This window comes from Vibrio sp. M60_M70, from assembly GCF_037162085.1.
GTDB classification, from domain to species: Bacteria; Pseudomonadota; Gammaproteobacteria; order Enterobacterales; family Vibrionaceae; genus Vibrio; species Vibrio diabolicus.
This window is the reverse complement of sequence record NZ_JARLUL010000002.1, coordinates 217,457-242,393: the sequence shown is the minus strand read 5'-3', so window position 1 is coordinate 242,393 and position 24,937 is coordinate 217,457. Positions and strand designations below refer to the sequence as shown.

Sequence of the window (24,937 nt, the reverse complement as noted above, 5' to 3'; positions counted from 1 at the left end):
CCACAGATGAAAGACCCTTTACTGAATTCGCTCATCTACGTTAGCCGTTACTATGGGTTAGCTAACTCGCCAGAAGCGCTGGTCAATGGCCTTCCGCTTTCAGACGGCAAGCTAACTCCATTTTTGCTACCAAGAGCAGCGGAAAGGGCCGGATTGGTTGCCAAGGAAAACCGTGCAGAGCTGGAGAACATCTCCAGCCTGATTCTGCCGGCAATCTTAGTTCTTAAAGGCGGTGACTCATGCGTTCTCAACAGCATTAACGCGGAGACACGCGAAGCCGAAGTCACCACCTTAGAAAGTGGAATGGTGCCAATCTCCATTCCATTAGAAGACCTACTTGAGCAGTACACTGGTCGCTACTTTTTAGTTAAAAAGCAATTCCGTTTCGATGAGCGCTCTCCCGAGGTGCTCAAAACCAACGAAGGTCACTGGTTTTGGTCAACCTTGTGGCAGTCAAAACGTATCTACCGCGATGTTTTAATCGCCTCACTTCTCATCAACCTCTTTGCCGTTGCCGCCCCGCTGTTCACTCGTTTGGTGTACGACAAAGTGGTACCGAATCTCGCGTTTGAAACCTTATGGGTATTGGCAAGCGGCATATTTGTTGTCTTTCTATTCGATTTCATACTCAAATCGTTGAGAAACTACTTTATTGATGTCGCAGGAAAGAAGTCTGACATTCTGATTTCCTCCAAACTGTTCAGCAAAGTGATGGGCATCCGAATGGAGTCCAAGCCGCCTTCGGTCGGCGCATTCGCTCGCCATCTTCAAGAGTTTGAATCTATTCGAGAATTCTTCACGTCTGCAACCGTCAGTGCCCTAATTGACCTGCCTTTTGCCATTCTTTTCTTAGTGATTATATGGCTAATGGCTGGCGATCTTGTATATGTTCCAATGGTCGGCGTGGTCATTTTGATTGTTCATTCACTACTGATTCAAGGACCGCTGCGTCGCTCTATAGAGGAAGGGTCACGCTTAGCATCGCAAAAATACGCCAACTTAATTGAGAGTCTAGCGGGGCTAGAAACCGTAAAAATGCTCAGCGCGCAAAGCCAATTCCAATACCGTTGGGAAGAAGCGGTGGCGCACATGGCGAACTGGAACATCAAAAGCCGCCGCATTACCGACAGCATCCAGAATGCGGCAGGCTTCGTGCAACAAAGTAGTAACGTTGGGATGATCATTCTCGGCGTTTATCTGATTGCAGAAGGCGAACTCACCATGGGTGGCTTAATTGCCGCAACCATGTTGAGTGGTCGCGCCATAGGGCCTTTGGTTCAGTTGTCTTTGCTCTCAACGCGCTACAACCAGGCGAAGTCTTCTATGACGATTATCAATCAAGTCATGGAAATGCCGGACGAGCAAGAAGAAAGGAAACGCTATATCCATCGCCCAATCATCCAAGGTAAGATTGAAATTGATCGCGTAACGTTTCATTACCCAGACTCTCCTGTCGCGTCTATACGTAACATTTCTCTCACGATAAATCCTGGTGAAAAAGTCGCGATCATCGGTCGGATTGGTTCGGGTAAGACAACGTTAGAGCGCTTGATTATGGGCTTGTATAAGCCAACAGAGGGGCACGTACGTATCGATGATACTGATATTGCACAGCTTCACCACGTTGATGTTCGACGTAACATCGGCTGTGTGCCTCAAGATTCGAATCTATTCTTCGGTTCGATTCGCGACAATATTACCTTGGGTCGCCCACTAACGGATGACCGAGACGTGCTTGATGCAGCAAACCGTGCAGGCGTGACCGCATTTACACAATCGGATCCAGCTGGTTTAGAACGTCAAGTTGGTGAAGGAGGTGCGATGCTTTCTGGTGGTCAACGTCAAGCCGTCACGATTGCTCGTGCATTTTTGGGCCGTCCTCCCGTCCTACTTATGGATGAACCGACCAGCGCGATGGATAACCGCTCTGAAATGCATATTAAGCACCAGCTATCTCAGCTCAAACCGAGCGAAACATTGATACTGATTACGCATAAAACGTCGATGCTCGACATCGTTGATCGAGTGATTGTGATGGAGAAAGGCAGCATCATTGCTGATGGTCCTAAAGCGCAAGTGCTGAATGACCTGAAGCAAGGCAAAGTACGTGCGGTTAGCTAACCGAAATTAGCATTTACAAAAGAGAAAGGCCCCGTTTGACTCATGTTTAACGGGGCTTATTTTATTGAGAATCCAAGATAGTTAAGCTCTTCAAGCACTATCCAAACGAGCACTAGCCCCACAATCACTACCAACATCATAATCGCCTTTTCATCTTCTTCCATTTGATAGATATCCTAGCAAGCCATTTCACTCAACACGTCTTAGGTTATCAGGACAAAAATCATATTCAGCACGTTTATACGCTCCTAGCCTCATACAATACCGGATATGAGATACAGCTCAAACATTAAACACTTTAAAACCGCATCAACTTTGGTTGAATATATGCGGTGAGCGCAAACAGAAGTAAAGCTCTGCACACTATTGATAAAACTCTACAACTCTCCGTAGGCTCTAGGGCGAAATTCCTAGGTAGAGAGACGAAAATGGAGAGAAAAATTTGTGATTACTTATATCAGAAAATCAGCTATAACAGCGGTTTTCTTAATATCGTCGAGTTGAAGAAATGAATGATTGGATCCATCTAGATCAAGTGAGCCAGTATTTCACCGCTGGCTCTCTCGGGTACAAAGTCTTAATGGGCATTATTGTCCTGATTGCTTATCGCATTCTGAAGAGAATCGTCAATCGAGCCATTTTAAACTTAGCGACCTCAAAAGGTGTAAAAAAGGCCCGCCTGAGTTTTATTCAGCGTTGTTTTAACGTCGTGCTTTTATTTTTAACCGCGTCTGTTTTTGCCATTATCACCGGGATTGGCTATGGCGATGTGTCATTGTTCCTATCGTCCATTTTCGCCGTATTGGGTGTGGCGTTTATTGCGCAGTGGTCAATTCTGAGCAACATCACTGCCAGCTTTTTGATCTTTTTTGTCTTCCCATACCGAGTGGGCGATCGCATTAAAGTCGTAGACAAAGACGAAGACATCAGCGGCGAGATTCAAGAAATCAGTATGTTTCACGTGTTAATTAAGCACGATAACGGTAACTTGATCACTTACCCAAACAACCAGATTTTGCAAAAAGCGGTACTAAAGCTGGCGAAAAACAAGCCAGAGCCAAGTAAAGCAAAATCTCGGATTTATACTCGCAGAAAGAAATAACCCAAAGTTAATGGAGAACAACAGTGAAGAGACAAAACGTATAAACTGAAAGGTCACCGCTGTATTCTTTCATGATAAACACATGACACATCGCCGAAACCAAAAGCGCCACTTTAACCAAAGTAAGCTTCTTCTTTACGAACCTTAAATAAATACAAAAAATAGAGATGGTGCAAGCAAAGAAAAAATCGTCACTAGTTCCATCTTCCTTAAAATACAAGGACATGGTTTTAGTTAAGCTTATATTTTTAGCTTCATTATGAGCCACCCACTAATATTTAGCGAGATAAGGGCAGAAAAGAGGTAAAAAACAAGACTGACCGAAACAAAAAGTAGTGCATGCACTTTTTCTTCTAAGCTCTCTGGATGAACATTCATATCCACATCAACCCCCCTATAAAGTGTGCAAATACCGTGGAAGAGGCTGTAGAAAGGCCTCCTACCATAATGATAATAATCCCTCGCCTTAAGAAACGATGAAATGTACTTTTCCCGCCTTGGATCAGGTCTGAGTTTACATATTTTAATCTATTTTTCCGCCTATTAATCATCACTAGCATCGGTACCTTTATCATTGTTTCCAAGAGAGTTTTCTACATCTTTAAGATCTTCCTTTAACGCTTTTATACACGACATTCATCGTCGTTGCATTCACTGTAGTTATGCCGTCGACTTACCCTATAAGAAAGCTCTTTAGATACCAATTCGTACTTTATCTATCTCAAATCTCTTCTTGACCTCAACTTAGCTTGAGGTTTTAGCCTTAGTCGCACGATTAAAAATCAACAATGAAAAAAGGAACCATTGTGTCCAAAATTGCGATTATTTATTTCTCTAAAACCGACGTTACTGGTCAGCTTGCTCGCGCGATTGCCGCAGGCGTTGAACAACAAGGCATTAAGCAGCAAGATGAATGTGAAATCCTCTCTCACCGAATTGAAGGCAGTGAGATTATTGAGGGACGTTTTGTGAACCCTAAACTAATGGATGAACTTGCTGAGTGTGATGCGATTATCTTTGGCTCACCGACCTATATGGGCGGTGTAGCAGCGCAGTTTAAAGCATTTGCAGATGCAAGCAGTGAATCTTGGTATTACCAAAAATGGGCGAGCAAAATCGCGGCTGGCTTTACCAGTGGTGGGGCAATGAATGGCGACCAATCTTGCACATTACAATATCTACAAACGCTCGCTAACCAACACGGCATGATGTGGGTCGGGTTGGATAAGATCAGCAATTCTGGGGAGCAAAACCTGAATCGTTATGGTGTACAAGGTGGTATTGTTGCACAAGGTGGTGAAGGTGGTCAGTTGCATGCTTCTGATGTTGCAACAGCAGAGTATCTTGGCAAACGAGTCGCTATGCTCGTGAACAAGCTCTCCACTCGCTAACAATAAAAAGAAGCCCCGTAAGATACATCTTCGGGGCTTCATATTTATCGCTTGTTTTGAGCGCTACTTCTTGATGTAGAGGTCTTTCGAGTAGATACGACCTTCTACGTTGTTCTTGGCAAAACCGCCAACCGTAGGACGAACCAAACGCGCTTGCATGTAGTAGTAAATCGGTGCGATAGGCATATCTGTCGCCAGCAACTGTTCAGCTTGGTCGTAAAATCCTTGGCGCGCTTTCTCATTGGTTGCAGCCAATGCACTGTTCATCGCGTTGTCATACGCTTCACTGCTGTAACGTGCAAAGTTACCCGAAGAACCTGAGCGAAGTAGGCTCAGGAAAGTAGACGCTTCATTGTAATCACCACACCAGGAAGCGCGCATCACATCGAAATTGCCTTGTTTACGCGCCACTAAGTACGACTTCCACTCTTGGTTTTCTAACTCCACGTTTGCACCGAGATTTTTTTGTAGCATCGACGCTATCGCAACCGCGATCGATTTGTTTGCCTCACTGGTGTTGTACAGCAATTTAAAATCGAGCGGCTTGTCTTGGCTGTAACCCGCTTCTTTTAACAACTGACGCGCTTTCTCGTCACGTTGTTGCTGACTCCACTTACTATACTCAGGGGGCGTTGCATCAAACCCTGCGGTGTACTGATGCGCAAAAGTATAAGCAGGAAGGTTGCCCACTTGCGTGACACCATTCGTAATCACATCACGCATGATGGAGTACGACACCGCTTGACGCACTCGTGCATCATCAAATGGCGGACGAGTGGTATTGAACGCGTAGTAATACGTGCACAGTAATGGCACCACCGTGTAAGCCTGCTTGTAATCTTGTTGAAGCTTCTGTGCCATATGAGTCGGCACATCTGACGTAATATCCAGCTCTCCTGCCGCATAGCGATTGATCGAAGCGTTTTGGTTTTCAAACGGAATGTAAGTCACTCTGTTTAGATACGTATCTGCGCTGTCCCAGTAACTTGGACTCTTAACCAGTTCAATGCGCTCATTCACGACCCACTTATCCAATGTGAATGCACCGTTGCTAACAAATTGGTCTGGATCGCTCCACGGCTTGTCGCGGTTTTCCACTGTCGCTTGATGCACTGGCATCATGGACGTGTGCCCAGTCATGGCAACAAAGTACGGAACTTGACTGTCCAACTCAAAACGTAGGGTGTATTTATCCACCGCCTTGATACCGAGCTCGTCCAAAGGCTTTTTGCCCTCTGCTACATCGGCGATGTTTTTGATCTTGGTGAGTTTGAGATACCAAACATTTGGAGAAGCGGTTTTCGGATCTACCGCTCGGCGCAGTGAATAGACAAAATCCTCCGCCGTCACAGGCTCGCCATTCGACCATTTCGCTTCTTTGCGCAAGTGAAAAGTAAAGGTTTGGTTGTCGTTGGTTTCCCATGATTCTGCCACACCGGGAATGATGTTTCCGTCACGATCTTGAATCACAAGCCCTTCAAATAAGTCACGAATCACATGCATTTCTGGCAGACCTTCGGCTTTCGCAGGGTCAAGCGTCGCCGCCTCTGCGTCATTCGCACGTACTAAATGCTGTTCTGCGGCAAGTTGAATGCCTTTAGGTAAGGTCTCCGCAGCAACTGATGTAGCAAGAAAAGGGGTGAATAAAGAGGAAATCAGCAACGCCGTTGAATGTTTTTTAAAATCCATATCGTTTTTCGTTCTCCTAACGCGTCTTGTGAAGCAAGTGCCACAATTAACATTTCAACCGTTGACGAGTTTAAACGGTTCAGTTTAGCTAGGTGTAATTAGCTTAGATATTGATACTACTTCATCAATCAGGAGATTACGGTGAGTCTAATTCCAAGAACGGAAAGAGCGGCATTTTTAATTCGGCCAACTATATACGGTCAATCCGTGCTTGGTGCGCCATTACTGTATTTTCCGGCACAAGTCGAAAGTGCTTCGCGAGGTTTGATTTTGGCAGGCACTCACGGGGATGAGACGGCCTCGATTGCAGGTTTGTCCTGTGCGCTAAGAAGCTTGCCAGCTGAAAACTTACGACATGATGTGATTCTGTCACTGAATCCGGACGGCAACCAGCTAGGCACACGCGCAAATGCAAACCAAGTGGATCTCAATCGCGCGTTTCCAACCCAAAATTGGACTGAGCATGGCACAGTGTATCGATGGAGTTCTCACACACCCGTTCGAGACGTAAAAGTGAAAACGGGCACTAAAAACCAGCTAGAGCCAGAAGTTAGCGCATTAATTAACTTGATTGAACTGCGCAAGCCAAAGTTTGTTGTGTCGTTTCATGAACCGCTGGCGTTTGTGGATGATCCCAAACATTCCGTCCTTGCCAAATGGCTCGGCGAGCAGTTCCAACTCCCAATCGTAGACGATGTCGACTACGAAACGCCCGGCTCATTCGGCACTTGGTGTAGCGAACGTAATTTACCTTGCATCACGTTGGAGTTACCGGCAATTTCTACCGATCTCACCATTGAAAAGCATCTGTCCGCCTTTATTGCTTTGCTGAGGCACGATCCGGATCTTTAGTCCGCTGTTGAACAAGCGATCATGTGAGGATCTGCTTGATATCGGTACTGATATCGCTGATCAACTGACGGGCACTGTCGTCTCTTTGCTGAACCAAGATGATAAACAGCAAATCGGTGATCACGTTTTGCGCGGTGCGTGAAGCAATGGATGAGCTGCGATGTTCCGTTTCATTGGCAATCGTATCAAACGTAATATCGGCAATACCGCGCAAGCGGCTTCTCCCAGGAGCAGATAACGCAATCACCTTCGCGCCCTGCTCTTTTGCCGCTTCTGCCGCGACGAGAATTTCTTTGCGCTCACCCGAAAACGAGATTGCGATCTGAACATCTTCTGGAGAGAGCGTGCGGGCAACAGCAATCTGCACGTGGCTGTCTTGTTCAGAAAGCGCCGTAATACCAAGTTTAAGCAGTTTAAAGCTTAAATCCTTCGCGGTCAGTGCAGAGCCCCCAATCCCGACCACTTGCACTCGACGCGCTTCACTCAACCATTTCACCGCTTGGTGACACGCTTCGTAAGACAGCGTATTGGTGGTTTGAAACATAGCATCGGTTTTCGCTTTCACCAGTTTCTGTGAAATAACCGCAATGGGGTCGTCAGCCAAAATATCACTGTGCAGCGGTGTCGACTGCATCGCATGCTTACGGCCAATCTCTTCATTCAGAGCTAATTTAAACTCGCTGTAACCTTTAAAGCCGATACGCTGAGTAAATTTCACAATGCTCGATTGACTCACTTTTACTTGCGCCGCAAGTTCTTGGCTGGTGAGCAGCGCCGCCTTTTCTGCGTTTTCAACAATCCAATCGCCAACCAAACGACCACTTTGCGAAAGCTGAGTACGCCTCGCGACTATCCTATTGATAACTGACACAACAAAAACCTCAAAAATTTTAAATAAATTATTCCAAAACAGAAATAATAGGCGTTTGATTTAACCCCCAGATTATTCTAACCAAGACAGTTGTTCCCGCATGTAATAGACGTATATTTTCTCTCATTATTCCAAATTTCTCCTGCATAAAGAATAACCTCAAGTGTGATTTTTATCACCAAACCTGAATATTTTATTCCATAAAATCGCCCTCAGATTGAACATTACGAAGAGTGCAAAACATGAAAATTGATTTAAGCAGATTGGTGACAGAAAGCCGTAACCCAGCCAGTGCCGAGATCGATACGCTTTCGACCATCGAGATGCTGCAAGTCATTAATGAAGAGGATCAAAAAGTCCCGCTCGCGGTAAAAGCGGTGCTACCACAAATTGCAGAGACAGTTGACGCAATTACCCAAGCTTTTGCAAATGGTGGCCGTTTAATTTACATGGGAGCTGGTACGTCAGGTCGCTTAGGCATTCTTGATGCGAGCGAGTGTCCTCCTACCTACGGCACGCATCCAGATATGGTGATTGGCTTAATTGCTGGTGGACATCAAGCGATTTTAAAAGCGGTAGAAAACGCAGAAGACAACGCGAAAATGGGTCAAGACGACTTAAAAGCACTTCACCTCACCAAGAATGACGTGGTTGTAGGCATCGCTGCAAGTGGCCGTACACCTTATGTGCTAGGTGGTTTGGAGTACGCTAAATCCATCGGAGCCACGACCGCATCTATCGCTTGTAATCCAGAATGTACCATGGCCGAAGCGGCCGACATCGCGATTCTGCCGATAGTTGGCGCAGAGGTTGTCACTGGATCTTCTCGCATGAAAGCCGGCACCGCACAAAAACTGGTGCTAAACATGCTCACGACAGGCGCAATGATTCGTAGCGGTAAGGTATTTGGCAACTTAATGGTGGATGTAGAAGCCACTAACGCCAAGCTCATCCTACGCCAAACCAACATTGTTGTGGAAGCAACCGACGCATCAAAAGAAGAAGCAGAGCGAGCATTAAATGCCTGCGGTCGCCACTGCAAAACCGCCATCTTAATGATTTTGGCCGATTTGGATGCCGAACAAGCCAAATCACGCCTCGCCGCGCACAACGGCTTTATTCGCGCAGCACTAAATAATCCGAGTTCTGAAGGATAGACCCTATGGCAAAAATAACTTCAAACACAGTATCGCAGTTGCTGTCCGCAGTGGGTGGCAGTAACAACGTAAGCAAATGTGGTAACTGTATGACGCGTTTGCGTTTATCGCTCGCCAACAATGGCTTGGCTGATCAATCAGTTATCAAGCAAATTCCCGGCGTAATGGGTGTGGTGGAAAGCGATGAGCAGTTTCAGATCATTCTCGGTCCCGGAAAAGCTCAACAAGCGGCTGAGATGATGAATCAATTGATCGACAGCTTAACCTCTGGTGACAGTGAAGAAGCAGATATGCCGCAACAAGATCTTTCTGCCGTCGCAGCCGAGCAGAAAAAACAGATGAAGAGTAAGCAAACCAGTGCGGTTCAGCGTTTTTTAAGCAAGTTTGCCACTATCTTTACGCCGTTGATCCCAGGCTTTATTGCCGCTGGTTTGTTGCTAGGTTTTGCGACGTTATTGGAGCAGATGTTTGTTCTTGACCAGACACCAAGCCAGTTTATGTTGGATTTGATCGCCTACATGAAAGTCTTTGGTAAGGGTCTGTTTGCTTTCCTAAGTATTCTGATTGGTTACAACGCGCAGCAAGCATTTGGCGGCTCTGGTGTTAATGGTGCCATTCTCGCCTCTTTGTTTGTGCTGGGTTACAACCCTGAGGCGACATCCGGCATTTACTCTGGCATGAACGAGTTTTTCGGCTTTGCGATTGATCCGCGCGGCAACATTATCGGCGTACTTTTGGCGGCGATCATCGGTGCGCAAGTCGAGCGTAAGGTTCGTCAATACATGCCAGATGATCTAGATATGATCTTAACGTCCGTTATCACTCTATTGATCATGGGTGCGGTAACCTTCTTGATCATCATGCCGATCGGCGGCGAGTTATTTAAAGGGATGTCTTGGTTGTTCCTCAACTTAAACGATAACCCATTAGGCGCTGCAATCTTGGCAGGTTTGTTCTTAATTTCTGTGGTATTTGGCATCCACCAGGGTTTTGTTCCAGTGTACTTCGCATTGATGGAAGCACAGGGCTTTAACTCGCTGTTTCCTATCCTAGCGATGGCTGGTGGCGGTCAGGTTGGCGCGTCAATGGCGCTGTATTTCAAAGCCAAAAAAGACGCTCTACTGCGTACTCAAGTTAAAGGCGCTATTATTCCTGGTCTTCTAGGTATTGGCGAACCATTGATTTACGGCGTGACATTACCACGCGTAAAACCATTCGTTACCGCTTGTATTGGTGGCGCTGCGGGCGGCTTCTTTATCGGCTTAGTTTCTTACCTTGGCTTACCAGTTGGTCTTAATACGGTGTTTGGCCCATCCGGTATCGTGGCGATTCCTCTCATGACATCAGAAAATGGCATCTTCCCGGGCATGATGGTGTTTGTTGCTGGCCTGCTTATCTCTTACATCGTCGGCTTCCTCGCGACTTACTTCTTTGGCTGCAAAGACGTCGATTTAAGCTAAATCATTCTTCCCCTATAGGAATGGACTAGCTCGCGCCCTTGGCAAACAAGGGCGCACCTCTCTCTACTTCACGACAATTTTTCTTATTCCGTTACTCGGAAGGGGCTTTGTCGTACCTAAAACAATAGAAATGAAAGGTCGTTAATCATGAAAAAGCACATTTTGACTCTACTTCTCCCAACATTGATGGCATCAAACGCAATGGCAGCGCAGCTGTATCAAGCGGAAGATGGGTCAGTTTTAAATATTTACTCTCGTCTTGGTTTTAATGTCACCAGTAAAAATGACGAGCACGGCGATGCAAATGGCGAGTTTGATGGCCGTATTGGTTTAAACGGTTCACAAACCATCAACGAGTACGCGTCGCTCATCGGCCAAGCGCAATACCAAGTGGGTGCCGCTGAATACGCAAACCAAGTAAACGACAAACCGTCTCTGACCGCACGTTATGTATTGGCGGGTATTGATGCGAAAGATTATGGTCGCATTACTGGTGGTCGCGTGGCATCTGGGTTGATTATGTTTACCGACATTGGTGATGTGTTCGCCTCTTCCGATGTTTCTATGGCGCGCCAAGCGAATAAAGTCGACAAAACCGCAACGCAAGTTTTCCGTCAAGATGGCACGCTGCAATACCAAAACAGCCTAGGTAATGTCGATTTTTCTGTCGCGTACATTTTAGGAAACAACACTTCTGAGCTCGACTACGGTTACAACGCTGCACTGCGTTATACGCTAGACATGGGGAATTTGGGTACCTTGGCACCAGTGATAGCGATGCAGAAGAATAAAGGTGATGCACGTGAAAGCAACGACACCGATTACACATTCTGGGGCGCAGGTACGCGTTACTACCTAGGTGATTTGATGTTGGGTGCGTTGTACTCGGAAGATGAACTAGAGGGCTATTACTCACAAACCAGTACCGACAAAGTGATGGAACTAACGGCGGTTTACAGTGTAAATGACAAATGGGTACTGCGTGCTGGTTATCGTTCTTTAGAAAACAGTGATGGTGACGAGCTAGAGCTGAAAGATACAACGCTAGAAGTGCAATACAAACTGACGCCTCGTTCTTCTATCTACACAAACTACGTTGATCGTAACGGCTCGCGTGGCTACAGCAATGGACAAGAAGTCTCGTTTGGCGGTGCGCACGCAGACGAAAGCTACTACCACTTAGGTCTACGTTACGAGCTGTAAGCACGATACTTAATGTAAGTTAGCTGAATCCATGAGCTTCTTCTGTGTCCGGTCAGTAGTTATTGCCTTTAATGCTGATTTGAAGAAGCTCACCCTCGTTATATGTTTTCTTCGTTACCTGTTTTGACCAACACGCCTACATCAGGAAAGCTGGTGACAGTGTTTTCGCATTCCTTTGCTTCCTCAATTGTTGCTAAGTTTGTTGTCGCTATTCGCCGACAGAATATATGTTCCTAAAGTGATCAATGAACGCTCGCGTTCTTCTTGGTAAGTGCTTACGTTTTGGGTAAAGCAGATAAAGCGGCAAAATCGCATCCGTTTGCCATACTGACAGCAAACTCACGAGTTGTTCTTTTTGTGCTGGTTCAAGCTTGGCCAGTGCAAATTCATCTAACATGGCAACACCACAGCCAGCCAAAGTAGCATCCAACATGGACTGGACAAGATTAAAACTCAGCGTACTTTCTAACTCAATGCTGCACTGCTGCTGAGTTTGCTTATGCGTAAACGTCCACTTGTCTAACACCAAGTCACGACTTTTATAAAGGATGTGCTCTAAGTCACCAAGCTCCTCTGGCGTACTTACATTTGGTTTATCAGCTAAATACGAGCGATGAACGATCGGTTTACAGTGTAAAGTGCGTAGCTGATGGCCGACGTATCCCTCTGGGGGAGTATCGGTAAAGTAGAATGCGATATCAAACCCAGCCTCAATCAAGTCGAGAGGTGTCTCTGTGAAGATCACTTCGACGCTCACTTGTGGATGTTGCAATCGAAACTCGATCAATGTTTGGCTGAATAACGCAGCTCCGAAAGAAGCGGACGCCGCTATTCTCAATTTTCCCGATACGATCTCGTTTGCCATGACTTGCTCATTGATCTGCTCAGCGCCTTCGAGCAGTTGCTTTACCTGCTGATAAAACCGCAAACCATCGTAGGTCAAATTAAACTGGCGCGTAGTTCGCTGAATAAGCTGCACCGACAATATGTCTTCAAGCTGTTTAAGTTGCCGACTTACATGCGCATTCGAACAATTCAGGCGCTTTGCTGCGCCAGCAATACTTCGCTCCTCGCACAAAGCGACGTAAAGTGGTACGTAGCTGAGCCATTTTATTTCCATACAGTAATTCTGAATCTCTAAAATCAAACTACTGGAAATAATAGAAAGCCTCTAAACTCTGTACAACCTAAATTTGAAAGGATGAGTTATGAGTGTTTTCGACACGTGGTTAAAAGGTCAAGTCATTAAAGATCACATCACTAATCCCAATATCATCGTTGGCGATTACAGCTATTACTCGGCTTCTATCATCAAAAAAGCTTCGAAGAGCAAGCAGTACGCTACTTGTTGGGTGACCCCGTCACACTTCAAGAATGGCAAAGTAGAGAACCCGATAGCATCGACAAATTAATCATTGGCAAGTTTTGTTCCATCGCTTCTGGAGCCACCTTCATGATGGCAGGAAACCAAGGTCATCGCATTGACTGGATTTCGACCTTCCCCTTCTCTCCTGAAGAATTTGGAGAAGGCGTACAAGACGGTTTCGAGCGTGCCGGAGACACGGTGGTGGGGAACGATGTTTGGATTGGCAGCGAGGCGATGATCATGCCCGGAGTAAACATCGGCGATGGAGCCGTCATCGGAGCACGCACCGTAGTGACGAAAGACGTCCAACCTTATTCGGTGGTGGTTGGAAACAACCAAGTCGTACGTCAACGATTTAGCGATAAAGAGATTGAAACTCTACTCAATATCCAATGGTGGAACTGGCCAATAGAACACATTAAACAAGCAATGAAAGTAATGTGTAGCAGCCAAGTCGGTGCGCTTGCGGACTACTATCAAGAGCACATTGTCGATTTGTATTGTAGATAAACAAAAGCCCACACATCTTGTTGCGGCGTGTGGGCTCAGTGAGTAAGAAAGCTTAAACCGCAGCGACGTCCTCTTCTTCCAAGTTCGCCGAGACTTTAATTTCGTATTGATTGAAACGGAACGAACAACCGCCATGAGTGCGCTTTGTCGTTACTTGTTCGTCGCCAAACTGCACCGTCACGCGAGTGAAGACACGCTCTTTGGCTTCGACAATATTTTCTTCTAACGCGACTTCAAAGTCATGTTCCGTTTGTTCTAGCTTTTGCTTTATCGCTTCAAGCTGCTCGTTGTTTTGTGTTTTCATCACATCAATCTGAGCTTGTTCTTCGTCGGTACGTTCGGCTTTAGGACGTTTCTTAAATTCGAGCTCTTTACGAATCACATCCATCGTTCCTTCTTGAGCGCGTTTATATTGATCTTTGAGCTCTGCTAATCGCTCCTTAAATGCAGAATAGCGCGCGAACGCTTCTACCTTAGTGACGGTGTCGCCTTCTACGCCCAATTGTAAGCACACAACTTTGTCACCGACTTTTGCATCTCCGCCGCTGAGCGTGCCGTTCCTACCGTTCGCATCCAGCACCGTCAGATTGCGCCCACAAACAATATCATTATTCATGCTGTGCACCGCCAATTCAATATCTTCGCCGGCTTGCAAATCACAATATTGGGCGTAGCTGGCACGAATCGAACCTTTGGCTTTGACGTGACAACTTTTTGGCTGGCCATCACTCACGGTGTGGCCAATGATACCTTTACCAACTTGAATGTCGTCTTGCGCTTGTACGTCAGCCGATTCAATGAAGCCGCCTACAGTAATAGAGCCCGTCGCTTTAACAATCATGCCGGATTCAATGTTGCCACCGATAATCACATTCCCTTTGAATTTCACGTGGCCTGTATTCACACCAACGCTATTGAGGCAAAGTGCGTTATCAACTTCAATGGTTTTGTCTTTAATCAGAGGCGTACCGGATACCGATGCAATCAATAGGTTTGGGTCGTGCTTGCTTATCTCGGTGCCCTTGCCTGGCTTCATTGGGCTGTCTTTTCCAGCTTGTGGAGGAATCACTCGCCCTTGAACAGTAAAACCTGGCGTACCTTTGGTCGCAGGCGTGCGGCGCATCACCTCATCGCCTACGTCAACCGCGATAGTTTCACCGAGGTTACGTAAATCAATTTTGTCGCTAGCAGATTGGCCGTCTTTGGGTTTGAGGATACGTTTGGTGATGTCTTTAACGAGAGGAGTAAAAAGAGCGTCTTTGCCTTTGATAGGTTGCTTACCAACCGCTACAGGTTGAGAAAAAGTTTCGCCGGGTTTGAGCTGAGTGCTGACAACCAATACTTTCTTCAAAGCCAGTTTGTTGATGCCTTTCGAAACTCGCGCTTGAGCAAGGGCTTGAACAATCTCGGGGCCACGTAAACCTCGGCCTCCGTACGCGCCGACAACGTTCATACTGGCGAGCATGTCATTATTCGATAATTCAACCTCAACTTGCGCGTTGCGTTTTTCCGCAATGACGATGCCTTCGTAAGCTTCGGCTTTACGTTCTTTGGCGCAGTTAATGAATCTAACGACTTCCCCCTCTACAACAAACAGCTTTTCTGCGTTCATTGCGACGAGCTGCTCGTTTAATTCATTTTGATTTAGCTCACCACCGAGATCCACTTCCCCCGGAAGACGGGCTATCACCTTGGTCTTATCTTCAGACAACTCAAGACACAACTTCCACATACCCTTACCACTTTGCTTCCCATCAACACTTTCAGTCTAACCAAATCCGTTTTCTGAACAAACCTCGCATTTCTTATTATAGGGCTCACGTCACTAAAGAAAGTAATCCATCAATAACGGTTAAACAGATATTAAGAGAGCATTTCGATTTAACCTAAAGCTCAATCAAAATACACACTGAAATAAAAAGGAGCTGGATTTACAGTGTAAAATCAGCTCCTAATAATTTCATTTACAGTGTAAATCTCACCTTATTGTTTACAGTGTAAATCGTTCCAAATGTGCTTTACTTCGTCCCTTAGCTGCTGCTCAACTTGCTTTCTTCCAGGTAGCCCAAATTGCTGAGCACATTCAGTCCAACTACGGTTAAGAAAAAGCTTACTGATCATCAAGTCGGAAGCGGAGTTCAAACCTAAGTTAAGTAACCACTGCTGAAGCCAAGCAGACACGGACTCATAACTGTTACCACCATCAGCATAGCATTCAATTAGTAATAACTTAGCGGGATGAAGTGGACTCATTCCCAAAGGTTGCGGTAATAGAGCTCGAAAAATTGAGGCTTCTAATTTTGGATAGACGTCAGCCACATTGTTAGACAACATTTCTTCAAATAGCGCCTGAGATTCATCGACCCAAGCCGTCTGTTTGGAATCACAAGCTTTGACCATCAAGACTGAATAACAACCGCTAGCAGCATCGCGCATTGATCCTAAGCGAATTGCACGGAAGTTCGATTGTCGCCAGAAATGGACCAACTCTTCTGTCGCACCGAAACTCGTGGATAAGTAAGCAATGTGCTTAGCCGCCATTTGATCAAGTTGCTGCAGCATTTTTTGACCGATTCCTCTTCCTTGCAATTCCGGATGAACAGCAATTCTCATGACTCGCAGCGTCGATAGATTCGCGACATTCGGAAATCCTAGGTGGTTTGCAATCGTAACTGGGGCTAAGTGTCCTTTAGGACGACGCTTACCAAGCTGAATTTCTTCAACCAATTCGGCGTCAAGCCCACCCTCTTCGACCGCTAATATTACCCCCACAACCACATTATCTTGCTTAGCAAAATAGAGCTGACTGTTGTCGTCTTGCAAAAGGTGAATCAAATCATTCGGCGAGGTCTGATAATGAGCATTAACCAAAAGAGCAAAGCCCTCGCGCAGCAAACTAGGCTGCGATATCAAATCGTCCTTATCGGCTTTAGAAAGGGAAATTGAGTCGACCTGGTTAAGTTGATGGTGCGTTAACTCCGCATCCAACAAAAACGCGTCATAGAGCCATGATTCGAGCGCATCATTCATGCTCCAGCGGATGGGCTGTGTCATGTGCCATGTTTTCATCCCCGAACGCTGTTTCTGAAGCCAATCAACAAATTTAATCGTAAAGCCCCGGCCACAACCTTCATAACCGTGAATAGTCGTAGAAAAAACGAGTCGATGATAATGTTCGGTAATGCTTTTGAGCATAGGAACTGGAATTGCAGCCGCTTCATCGACAAGTAACAAATCACATTCAGGTCGGCTCGATAGAAGTTCGTCAGGAGCAATGAATTGAATGGCTCCCTGCCCTGATTCTAATCTGTCCTTCCTAATACGCTGCGCATTAGGAAGTAACCGCAAAGCATGTTGGTAAACAGGCTCAACAGCTTTTATAGATGGTGCCGTAATTAAGATTCTAAGTGGCTTCTGCTGTAATAAGTTCGCACACGCAATGCCGAGGGCACTTGTTTTTCCGCGCCCACGATCAGCGGTCAAAATTAATGGTCGCTTTCGATGTCCTGTCACCACCTTTTCAATTAGAGAAATGGCATGTTCTTGTTCCGTGTAGTGGCTTTCTTTTTCTGCTTGCTTGATGTCTGGAGCCGTTGGCAATGGTTTGTCTTGCTCAATAACAACGAGCTTCTCCCATTGTTTGTGCATCCATTGCTGAGCAAAGTTCGCAGTTTGTCGCGGCTCAGTAATGATAATAAGAAGGCCACCGCCAACCAATGTGCCAAGCGCGGCGGTAAAGCTATTTGCGTCAAAACCATTTCGAGCATCAAACAATAGAACGTCACACTCTCTGCCTAACAACATGTGCCCTTGTTTAGGCGAAACACTGTATGCGTTCTCCAAACCAAAATCGCCGACACAAAACCAACGTTGATACATTTGTGTTTTATGGAACTCTGACACCAATGCATCTTGCCAAGAAGACTCGCCTTGAATGACGATGCCGAATCTTTGGAAAGATTGGTGAGCTTGTAGTTGAAGTGATGAAAGGAAATCAGATTGTGTCTGCATTTTGTCTATCCAACGTTGAACTGACGCAATGGTATCACATCTTTAATTTGACGCTTCTCAGATATAAAAAAACCGCCCGGAGGCGGTTGATTCAATCATCTTTTGTTATTGCAGCTTGTTTTGCACAAAGGCAAGAATCTCTTCCATCAAGCTGTCGTCAACTTTCTTCAAGTTCAACGCCAGACTGCTACCTTTTCGGCTGTAGCTTGCTCGACCTTTTACTAAGTCGACTTTTTCGGTCTTCTTGCCAGGTTTTGCTGGTGCAAGCTCAGCAATCCAGTTTTCGATGCTTTCCGTGACTTCTTTTGTCAGACGAGCAACGCCTTGAGCTGTGCTTCGCTGCCATAAAAATCCTTCGCTGGAGCGACACTTATCTAACAGCTCTTGCTGCTGCTCTGGCGTCAACGTTGAAAACTGTTTGTGCAGTTTCACGATAGTTGGACGACCAAGATCGCCGACATTGGGATACGCTTGAAGCAGTTCTAACGGTAATGCCGCCGCTTTTAAAGCGCCACTTACTAACGCTTCACTGCACTGGAACATTTTCGCCAATGCTTTCTGATCTTCAGCTTCACCACTATCTAGTTTAGCCTGCATCTCTTTACCTTTTTCGTACAAAGAGAGCGGCTTGTGAGCATTTGCCACATCAGACAAAAACTTTGCATGGTCAGTATTGATGTTGTCAGCAACATAAACCAAAAAATCTTGCTCCGCGAGGATACAAGACATGCGACGACGGCTACCATCTAAAACTTCAATCTTGCCATCTTTAGTTCTACGACCCACCGCTGGATATTGTTGGCCACGCTCTTTGAGTGTGACTAAAACATCAGATAAAGCATGTTCGTTTAAGAACGATTGCTCACGAGCGTTATCAACAAACACCGTTGTTTCTGTCGCGACTTTCTCTGCAGGAATACGAACAAGTTCAAACTGAACAATGTTTTCACCTGCGACAGCTAGCTCAATCGTTTGAGCTTTTTCTTTTGCCGCGGTTTGCGCCTCTTGTGGAGTCACAACACGACGTTTATTCGTTTTGCCAAATAATTTCGCGTTTAATTCAGACGTTTTCAAAGCCATTTACTTATTACCCCTGATTCAATGACGGCCAATTAGAATGCAGCACACGCTCTAATTCCAGTGCGCTTTTATGAACAGCATCTTGTGCGGTGGCTAGCGTCTTCTTACCGCCTTCAAAATCGCTTACTGTCAGATCAAATACTGTGCTGTAGGTATCGGCACAGGTTTCAAACGCACGGCTACGAGGGATAGTAGCCATCATAACTTGGTCACCTAGAAGATAGTTCATTTCAGTTAAAACAGAAACTTGCTTCTTATTGTCGTCCTCAAACATGGTTGGCATCAAGCGAACAAACTCAAGACCATTCCAGTCTTCCGGAAACATTTCATATACCGTAGGCAAATGCTGGAAGAAGTTTACTGTTGAAGCCCAGTCCAGACGCTTAGCCGCACAAGGGATTAACAACGCATTTGATGCATACATCGCATTCCATACTAGTGGGTCAACGTGTGGGCCGGTATCAATCATGATGATATCGAAGTCATCAGCAATTTTATCAATCAGTTGCTCTTTTAGCAGACGAACGATATCAAGTGATGGATCTTCAGATAGCGTTTGCCATGCTTCAGCATTAAACATTGCGTCTTCTGGAAACGCTGAAATCGACTTTAAGTTCGGGTATTGCGTTGGCAGCAATACGTTTTTACGCAAAAATTCACTGTCAATTTCTACACCATCAGGCACATTACCCAACATAATGTCTACAGCAGAATAGATATTGTCATGCTCTGCCATGCTGATTTGTGGGTTGAGGAATAAACGTAGCGAGCCTTGTGGGTCTAAGTCGATTAAACAAATACGGTAGCGTTTATCCAAATTTAGCGCTAAACATGCCGCTAAATGGACCGCTGTCATTGATTTACCTGTACCACCTTTCTGGTTCTGCACGTTAATAATCCAAGGTTTGTTACCTGAATTCTTCTTACGCTCATGAAATTTAGGCACTTCAGCCGCATCCATAAGCATATGTGCTTCTTCTAACGTAATTGAATAATGATTCGCGTTATTTTTAGTAAATTGATGGCCAGCCGCTTCCATCTTACCAATCGCGTCATCGAGCTTACGACGAGTTAAACCTGAACGGGTTTCCATCATCGCCTTAGACATTGGTGGGAAATAGTTATCGCTTCGCTCTTCTAAAACAATTTCAATACGGTCAGCTTGAACCTGCTGAGTCAGCTCCGCCAACTCAAGAAGGTTTTCAATCGTTTTTTCTCTTTTCATGCCAAATTCCGTTGGAAGGATTTATGCTTGCAATTGTACAGCAGTAAAGACCAAAAACAACAAAAAGGTGCACAAACATTTTGAGTGACCATCACATAAAAAAACACTCAAATCGACGCTTTTATGATTTATGGTAAAAAACATAACTATTTTTAATTAAATAATCTTCGAATAAATGGACACCTTAAACTTAAAAATAAAAGTGTTACAGCGTCACCCATTTACAATGTAAATCAATTTTCTACCGGAACGATTATATTCTTAAGCTAAATTACGGATTATGTTAGGCCAACCTAATTTAAACAAAAAATAGAAAGCAATCTTTCAACATGAACGCTAATAACAACCTTGATCATGTATCCGAGCCAAAAAGGGCAGTTCAAGTGATGTTCCTATGGAAGTATGATCAAGGTATGCTTATGATCATGCTTCCATGATAAAACACAAATACGAAAGCATGATCATGGAAAAATAGAGTAGACGAGGGTGTAAACACGCGGATTAAATAAGATCCATCAATCGGAAATATGATCAAGCTATAGAATCTCTCGGAAGCATGAGTTTTTGTCTCTAATTTACGGTTGAATGCAGTCAGAATGGGGGATGGAGAAGAAATTAGTGGATAGAGAAGCCGGAACAATGAAATTGTTCAAGTTACTATGATAAATCTTACTCTCATGATCATGCTTCCTAAGAATAGTCCGAAACTAGGTTTTACTGCGGAATAAGAGCTACTTGGATGCATTTTCATCACATGAGTAATTTATCATCAATATTGTCTCCAGAACGATAGCTATCTCAGCTCTTGATCATCGATCCGAGTATCAATAACATCGACAATGCTCAATAAAATTCTCATTAAGATCATTATTAAACACAGCATCTGTGGATAACCTGTAAAAACATCATGATCATCGTTTCAAGACTCTTTTGATCATCTTTTCATAAACTTAATGATCATGCTTACGAGCAAATGTGATCATGCTTTCAGGCTATTGTTGATCATAGTTTCAGAATTAACATGATCATAGTTCCGACATGCATGAAAATAATCACGTTATAGAACATGCACTTAGCGGCAAAACGATAGCCAGATCATTAGATCATATAATCAATTAAGATCAGATTAATCAAAAAGATCAGTTATTTAAAAAACAATCTTTTTTCTTTATTTATGATCTGTTTTTCTTTATTCTTCGGAACCATAGCACAACTACGGCTAGTGTGATCTGGATCTAAAATGACGGCTGATGAAAAAATTCTGATTAAAGCACCTAGAAGCCATAAGGATGGCCATCTTTTTGAGGTACATGAATCCTCTGCAGATTGGGTAGAGCAGTACCAACATTTCAAAGGGGTGACCAAAAGCATCTTAGAGTTGCTTAATCTGATCTCATTGCGAGGTTTCAGCAGCAAAGATGGATTGGTTTCAACCACAGAGATTGTGGAAGCAACGGACGGACAACTCACTCGTGCAGCTCTGCAACAACGCTTACGTGCAGCAGTAAACATTGGTTTGTTTACTCAAACTCCAGTGCGGTTTGAAGAAGGACTTGCTGGTAAGACGATGTTACATAAGTTTGTTAATCCTAATCAGCTTATTTCAGTGTTGGGTGCAACAAGTCTTGTTACAGACAAAGTACGCCAAAACGAAAAGCAAAAACGTTCAAAAGCATTGGCTCAAACCCAAGTCAACAAGCGTTTGTTGAATGAACATGGGTTGAATACCCCTCCAACGATGAAAGATGAAGCCGATCAATTTGTCGTGTCTCCAACGAATTGGGCTGGGATCATTGACCAAGCACTTGCACCACCAAGAACTCGAAAAAGTTATCAGAAATCCATGGTGTCGATCTCTGGTACCAAAGCGGTTATTGAAACGCGATCATCCAAAAATATCATGACTGTGGATGATCTGATGACCTTGTTTGCTCTGTTCACGTTGACCGTGCAATACCATGATCATCACAAAGATCAGTATCAACTCGATGCAGCACACGTGCCGAACAAGACGCCGTTATACATTACTGATATTTTGTCGCTTCGAGGCAAAAAAGACAGTGGTCCAGCACGTGATTCTATTCGCGACAGCATTGATCGTATTGAGTTTACCGATTTCCAGCTGCATGAACTTACTGGTCGTTGGCTAAGTGAAAACATGCCAGAAGGATTCAAAAGTGATCGTTTTCGTTTTCTTGCTCGAACCATCACTGCGTCTGAAGAAGCGCCTGTAGAGGGAAGCGATGGTGAAATTCGTATCAAGCCAAACTTGTACATTTTGGTTTGGGAGCCTTCGTTTTATGAAGAACTATTAACACGTGATTATTTCTTCTTGTTCCCACCAGAGATCTTGAAGCAACATACTTTGGTATTCCAACTGTATTCTTTCTTCCGTAGCCGCATGGTGCGTCGTCATACTGACTGCATGCTGCTGAGTGAATTAAACCAGAAGCTGGCACGCAACATCGAATGGCGACGATTCTCGATGGATTTGATCCGAGAGCTGAAGCGTTTATCGGATGGTAAGGGAACGGATGAGCTGTTTGTGGTGAATTTGTGGGGTTATCACCTGACGATCGAAACTATGATCGAGAATGACAAAGTGATGGACTACCAGATCGATATAAAATGCGATGTGGAAGAAGTCTTACGTTATTCACGTGCGCGAACAACCAACGCAGGAAAGCGTAACATGGCGCCTACGCTGCCAAATCCACTTCGTAATGAGATGGTTACCCGACAACAGCTTGAAGAGCTTTCAGGCATCATAGACGGCGAATTTGAGCCTATCCAACGCAAAGCGCCATCTCCAAGAGGGAATTTAGGCCGCCGCGTGAAGCAAAGAAAACACCTGGTAGAGATCAATGCAGACGAGATCACCATTACTTTATCTAAATATACCTCACCAGAGGCTCTAGAACGCAGTATAACGGCTTTATCTGCGATGACAGGGCACTCGTATGCCTCAATCAAAGAAGAGTGTTCTGATTACATAGAGAAGCTTGATTGGCTAAGGGTAGGGGATGAGCCAATTCCTTATGAGACATTAAGCAAAACCGTCGAGCTGTTTAACACTCAAAATGATATCAAGCATCTTACCATTGAGCGCTTGATTGCTGGATTAGCGGTACGTCGGAAGGTGTGCCGTCAAATCTTCGATGGCCACATGGATGAAATGGTATTCCGCGCTCTGGATGAAATGGCGATTTAAAAGCGTTGCTTGATACACATCAAGCAATAGGCGTGGCGTATTGATTTGAAATGTAACAATGTCTTTCGATGATAAAAAACAGACTTAACTCTAACAAATCACTGACATTAGGAGCCAAGCCTGAGACTACTATTTATCACGAATAGACAACCTTTTGTCCTTTCTGATGATTAATAGATTGGCTCATATTGTTACATTCATTCTGAATAGACTTCGCGAGTTTCTCCTCAGGAAACTCGCTTTTTTTACCTCAAATTCCTCAAAGTAAGCCTTGATCATTTTTCCAGATTAATGAGATAAACCTTGATCATGCTTCTTGGCTTCATTCCAGTGTAAAGAACGCATCAAAGCAACATGCGACTCGATCAAGTTATGTGCTTGTTGTTGCCACTCATTTTGATCGCATTGCTGATTACAAAACTCTAACGCTAAAACGGTAAGGTGCTGAAGTCGCTTTAAACACCAATCTTTGATCAGAATATCGGTCGATACCTGACATGCCGCTTGCTCGAGCTTTGCGCTCGTGTAAAGCAAGGTTTGATACGCTTTTTGAGGATCTCGGTACCTAGCATGTTGAAACACACGTAAACAACCGTCTAGCCAGCAAGCAATCGCTTTGCTTTGAACTTCGTTCAGTTCTGGGCCAAATACGCCGTCGGGCGCTTGATATAAGATCGCTTCCAGTTTTTCAAGTTGATCATGCTTCCGATGTTCATACCACATGGCGATCTGATCTTGCCAAGTCCTCAATTCCATTACGCAGCCTCAGTCCATTGTTTTACATAGTGATTGGGTCCTATTTGATCAAATTCGTCGACAATGATGCTGCTACGACTACGAATTTCATCGGCATCTATCGAATAGTTTGGTTCACTTTTCACTAAGTTACCAAAAGGAAGATCTGGATCGGGAACGGCTGAAATCAATAGTTTGGTGTACGGGTGCTGCGGATTCTTCAGTATTGAGTGTGTATCACCCCATTCGACGATTTGCCCTTTGTACATCACAGCTGTTTCTTCCGCGATGTAGTGTGCGGTCGCCAAATCATGAGTAATGTACAAAAAGCCGATTCCTAGCTCTTGCTTCATGCGCTGCATTAGATTCAGTACCCCGAGGCGAATGGAGACATCCAGCATCGATGTTGGCTCATCCGCAAGAATGACTTGCGAACCGACGGCGAGAGCACGTGCTAAGTTTACTCGCTGACGTTGTCCACCACTAAGCTCGTGAGGAAACTTATTTAATGTCTCTTCAGGTAGTTCCACCAGCTTTAAAAGCGCTTCCAAGCGGACAGGAATGTCACGCTCGCTTTTGATTTGCTTATGAATCTTTAAAGGGCGTGTGAGGTGATGGCGAATGGTATGAGTTGGATTGAGTGAACCAAACGGATCTTGAAACACCATTTGTACTTTACTGCGATACTCTTGGAGCGCTGAGCGTGACGTAATCTCATTGATATTAGTGCCATTGAAAAGGATCTCGCCTTCTGTTGCCGGATAGACTTTAGTGATCAAGCGAGCACACGTACTTTTACCGCAGCCTGATTCTCCAACTAAAGCCAACGTTTTTCCTGCATACAGATCAAAGCTCACGCCTTGGAGCGCACGGAAGGTTTCCTCTTTCGCTAAACCACCGCCTACTCTGAACTCTTTAATCACGTTTTTCATTTGGATGATAGGCTGATTCAT

17 protein-coding genes and 1 pseudogene are annotated in these 24,937 nt (G+C 44.8%); 9 read left to right on the top strand and 9 right to left on the bottom strand.

Features of this window, described 5'->3' with window-relative positions:
- Positions 1 to 6 precede the first annotated feature (6 nt).
- The 3 genes from P4S59_RS16915 to P4S59_RS16905 all read left to right on the top strand — a co-directional run bounded on the left by P4S59_RS16915 (position 7) and on the right by P4S59_RS16905 (position 4,614).
- Positions 7 to 2,121, top strand: a complete 2,115-nt coding sequence (locus P4S59_RS16915; RefSeq protein ID WP_337168726.1) for a type I secretion system permease/ATPase — start codon at positions 7 to 9, stop codon at positions 2,119 to 2,121.
- 508 nt (positions 2,122 to 2,629) lie between these two features.
- Complete coding sequence (locus P4S59_RS16910; protein ID WP_012842403.1) at positions 2,630 to 3,223, top strand: mechanosensitive ion channel family protein; 594 nt, start codon at positions 2,630 to 2,632, stop codon at positions 3,221 to 3,223.
- Between the two features lie 806 nt (positions 3,224 to 4,029).
- Entirely contained in the window at positions 4,030 to 4,614 is a 585-nt protein-coding gene (locus tag P4S59_RS16905; protein WP_017821885.1) for a flavodoxin family protein, read from the top strand.
- 63 nt (positions 4,615 to 4,677) lie between these two features.
- On the opposite strand, the gene P4S59_RS16900 is transcribed toward P4S59_RS16905, so the two are convergent.
- Positions 4,678 to 6,303 (bottom strand): ABC transporter substrate-binding protein, encoded by a 1,626-nt coding sequence (locus P4S59_RS16900; protein ID WP_337168725.1) that lies wholly within the window; start codon positions 6,301 to 6,303, stop codon positions 4,678 to 4,680.
- A gap of 141 nt (positions 6,304 to 6,444) precedes the next feature.
- Here P4S59_RS16900 and mpaA point away from each other — a divergent pair, with 141 nt between their 5' ends.
- Positions 6,445 to 7,155 (top strand): murein tripeptide amidase MpaA, encoded by a 711-nt coding sequence (gene mpaA / locus P4S59_RS16895; protein WP_337168724.1) that lies wholly within the window; start codon positions 6,445 to 6,447, stop codon positions 7,153 to 7,155.
- Positions 7,156 to 7,174: 19 nt separating this feature from the next.
- On the opposite strand, the gene P4S59_RS16890 is transcribed toward mpaA, so the two are convergent.
- Positions 7,175 to 8,026 (bottom strand): SIS domain-containing protein, encoded by an 852-nt coding sequence (locus P4S59_RS16890; protein WP_005383578.1) that lies wholly within the window; start codon positions 8,024 to 8,026, stop codon positions 7,175 to 7,177.
- 242 nt (positions 8,027 to 8,268) lie between these two features.
- Here P4S59_RS16890 and murQ point away from each other — a divergent pair, with 242 nt between their 5' ends.
- From murQ to P4S59_RS16875, 3 genes are all read left to right on the top strand, one after another.
- Entirely contained in the window at positions 8,269 to 9,183 is a 915-nt protein-coding gene (gene murQ / locus P4S59_RS16885) for an N-acetylmuramic acid 6-phosphate etherase (protein ID WP_337168723.1), read from the top strand.
- 5 nt (positions 9,184 to 9,188) lie between these two features.
- A complete protein-coding gene (gene murP / locus P4S59_RS16880; protein WP_062730872.1) occupies positions 9,189 to 10,643 on the top strand; it encodes a PTS N-acetylmuramic acid transporter subunit IIBC in 1,455 nt (484 codons plus the stop codon).
- Positions 10,644 to 10,790: 147 nt separating this feature from the next.
- Positions 10,791 to 11,846 carry a porin gene (locus tag P4S59_RS16875; protein ID WP_337168722.1) on the top strand — a complete coding sequence of 352 codons (1,056 nt, stop codon included), beginning with the start codon at positions 10,791 to 10,793 and terminating at the stop codon, positions 11,844 to 11,846.
- 208 nt (positions 11,847 to 12,054) lie between these two features.
- On the opposite strand, the gene P4S59_RS16870 is transcribed toward P4S59_RS16875, so the two are convergent.
- Positions 12,055 to 12,966 (bottom strand): LysR family transcriptional regulator, encoded by a 912-nt coding sequence (locus tag P4S59_RS16870; RefSeq protein WP_337168721.1) that lies wholly within the window; start codon positions 12,964 to 12,966, stop codon positions 12,055 to 12,057.
- Positions 12,967 to 13,054: 88 nt separating this feature from the next.
- On the opposite strand from P4S59_RS16870, the pseudogene catC reads away from it, so the two are divergent.
- Positions 13,055 to 13,722 (top strand): annotated as a pseudogene (catC, locus tag P4S59_RS16865) (type C chloramphenicol O-acetyltransferase).
- Between the two features lie 52 nt (positions 13,723 to 13,774).
- Here catC and P4S59_RS16860 read toward each other — a convergent pair.
- The 4 genes from P4S59_RS16860 to P4S59_RS16845 form a co-directional block, all read right to left on the bottom strand.
- Entirely contained in the window at positions 13,775 to 15,454 is a 1,680-nt protein-coding gene (locus P4S59_RS16860; protein ID WP_337168720.1) for a DUF342 domain-containing protein, read from the bottom strand.
- A 251-nt stretch (positions 15,455 to 15,705) separates the two neighbouring features.
- A complete protein-coding gene (locus P4S59_RS16855) occupies positions 15,706 to 17,733 on the bottom strand; it encodes a tRNA(Met) cytidine acetyltransferase TmcA (RefSeq protein ID WP_337168719.1) in 2,028 nt (675 codons plus the stop codon).
- Positions 17,734 to 17,838: 105 nt separating this feature from the next.
- Complete coding sequence (locus tag P4S59_RS16850; protein WP_006740903.1) at positions 17,839 to 18,813, bottom strand: ParB/RepB/Spo0J family partition protein; 975 nt, start codon at positions 18,811 to 18,813, stop codon at positions 17,839 to 17,841.
- Between the two features lie 7 nt (positions 18,814 to 18,820).
- Positions 18,821 to 20,038: an AAA family ATPase gene (locus P4S59_RS16845; RefSeq protein ID WP_005374503.1), complete on the bottom strand. Its 1,218-nt coding sequence runs from the start codon at positions 20,036 to 20,038 to the stop codon at positions 18,821 to 18,823.
- 1,240 nt (positions 20,039 to 21,278) lie between these two features.
- On the opposite strand from P4S59_RS16845, the gene P4S59_RS16840 reads away from it, so the two are divergent.
- Positions 21,279 to 23,249: a replication initiator protein RctB domain-containing protein gene (locus P4S59_RS16840; protein WP_005392102.1), complete on the top strand. Its 1,971-nt coding sequence runs from the start codon at positions 21,279 to 21,281 to the stop codon at positions 23,247 to 23,249.
- A gap of 288 nt (positions 23,250 to 23,537) precedes the next feature.
- Here P4S59_RS16840 and P4S59_RS16835 read toward each other — a convergent pair whose 3' ends face one another.
- Positions 23,538 to 24,005: a hypothetical protein gene (locus P4S59_RS16835; protein ID WP_048625503.1), complete on the bottom strand. Its 468-nt coding sequence runs from the start codon at positions 24,003 to 24,005 to the stop codon at positions 23,538 to 23,540.
- On the bottom strand, positions 24,005 to 24,937 hold the full coding sequence (locus tag P4S59_RS16830) for an ATP-binding cassette domain-containing protein (protein WP_048625504.1): 933 nt from the start codon (positions 24,935 to 24,937) through the stop codon (positions 24,005 to 24,007). Before P4S59_RS16830 ends, P4S59_RS16835 begins: the two co-directional genes overlap by 1 nt.

What these genes read in the sequence shown, in the direction of transcription:
- P4S59_RS16915 (WP_337168726.1), top strand. Translation starts at nt 7, where the DNA reads ATGAAAGACCCTTTACTGAATTCGCTCATCTACGTTAGCCGTTACTAT.
- P4S59_RS16910 (WP_012842403.1), top strand. Translation starts at nt 2,630, where the DNA reads ATGAATGATTGGATCCATCTAGATCAAGTGAGCCAGTATTTCACCGCT.
- P4S59_RS16900 (WP_337168725.1), bottom strand. Translation starts at nt 6,303, where the DNA reads ATGGATTTTAAAAAACATTCAACGGCGTTGCTGATTTCCTCTTTATTC.
- murQ (WP_337168723.1), top strand. Translation starts at nt 8,269, where the DNA reads ATGAAAATTGATTTAAGCAGATTGGTGACAGAAAGCCGTAACCCAGCC.
- murP (WP_062730872.1), top strand. Translation starts at nt 9,189, where the DNA reads ATGGCAAAAATAACTTCAAACACAGTATCGCAGTTGCTGTCCGCAGTG.
- P4S59_RS16875 (WP_337168722.1), top strand. Translation starts at nt 10,791, where the DNA reads ATGAAAAAGCACATTTTGACTCTACTTCTCCCAACATTGATGGCATCA.
- P4S59_RS16870 (WP_337168721.1), bottom strand. Translation starts at nt 12,966, where the DNA reads ATGGAAATAAAATGGCTCAGCTACGTACCACTTTACGTCGCTTTGTGC.
- P4S59_RS16860 (WP_337168720.1), bottom strand. Translation starts at nt 15,454, where the DNA reads ATGTGGAAGTTGTGTCTTGAGTTGTCTGAAGATAAGACCAAGGTGATA.
- P4S59_RS16855 (WP_337168719.1), bottom strand. Translation starts at nt 17,733, where the DNA reads ATGCAGACACAATCTGATTTCCTTTCATCACTTCAACTACAAGCTCAC.
- P4S59_RS16850 (WP_006740903.1), bottom strand. Translation starts at nt 18,813, where the DNA reads ATGGCTTTGAAAACGTCTGAATTAAACGCGAAATTATTTGGCAAAACG.
- P4S59_RS16845 (WP_005374503.1), bottom strand. Translation starts at nt 20,038, where the DNA reads ATGAAAAGAGAAAAAACGATTGAAAACCTTCTTGAGTTGGCGGAGCTG.
- P4S59_RS16840 (WP_005392102.1), top strand. Translation starts at nt 21,279, where the DNA reads ATGACGGCTGATGAAAAAATTCTGATTAAAGCACCTAGAAGCCATAAG.
- P4S59_RS16835 (WP_048625503.1), bottom strand. Translation starts at nt 24,005, where the DNA reads ATGGAATTGAGGACTTGGCAAGATCAGATCGCCATGTGGTATGAACAT.
- P4S59_RS16830 (WP_048625504.1), bottom strand. Translation starts at nt 24,937, where the DNA reads ATGAATCAGCCTATCATCCAAATGAAAAACGTGATTAAAGAGTTCAGA.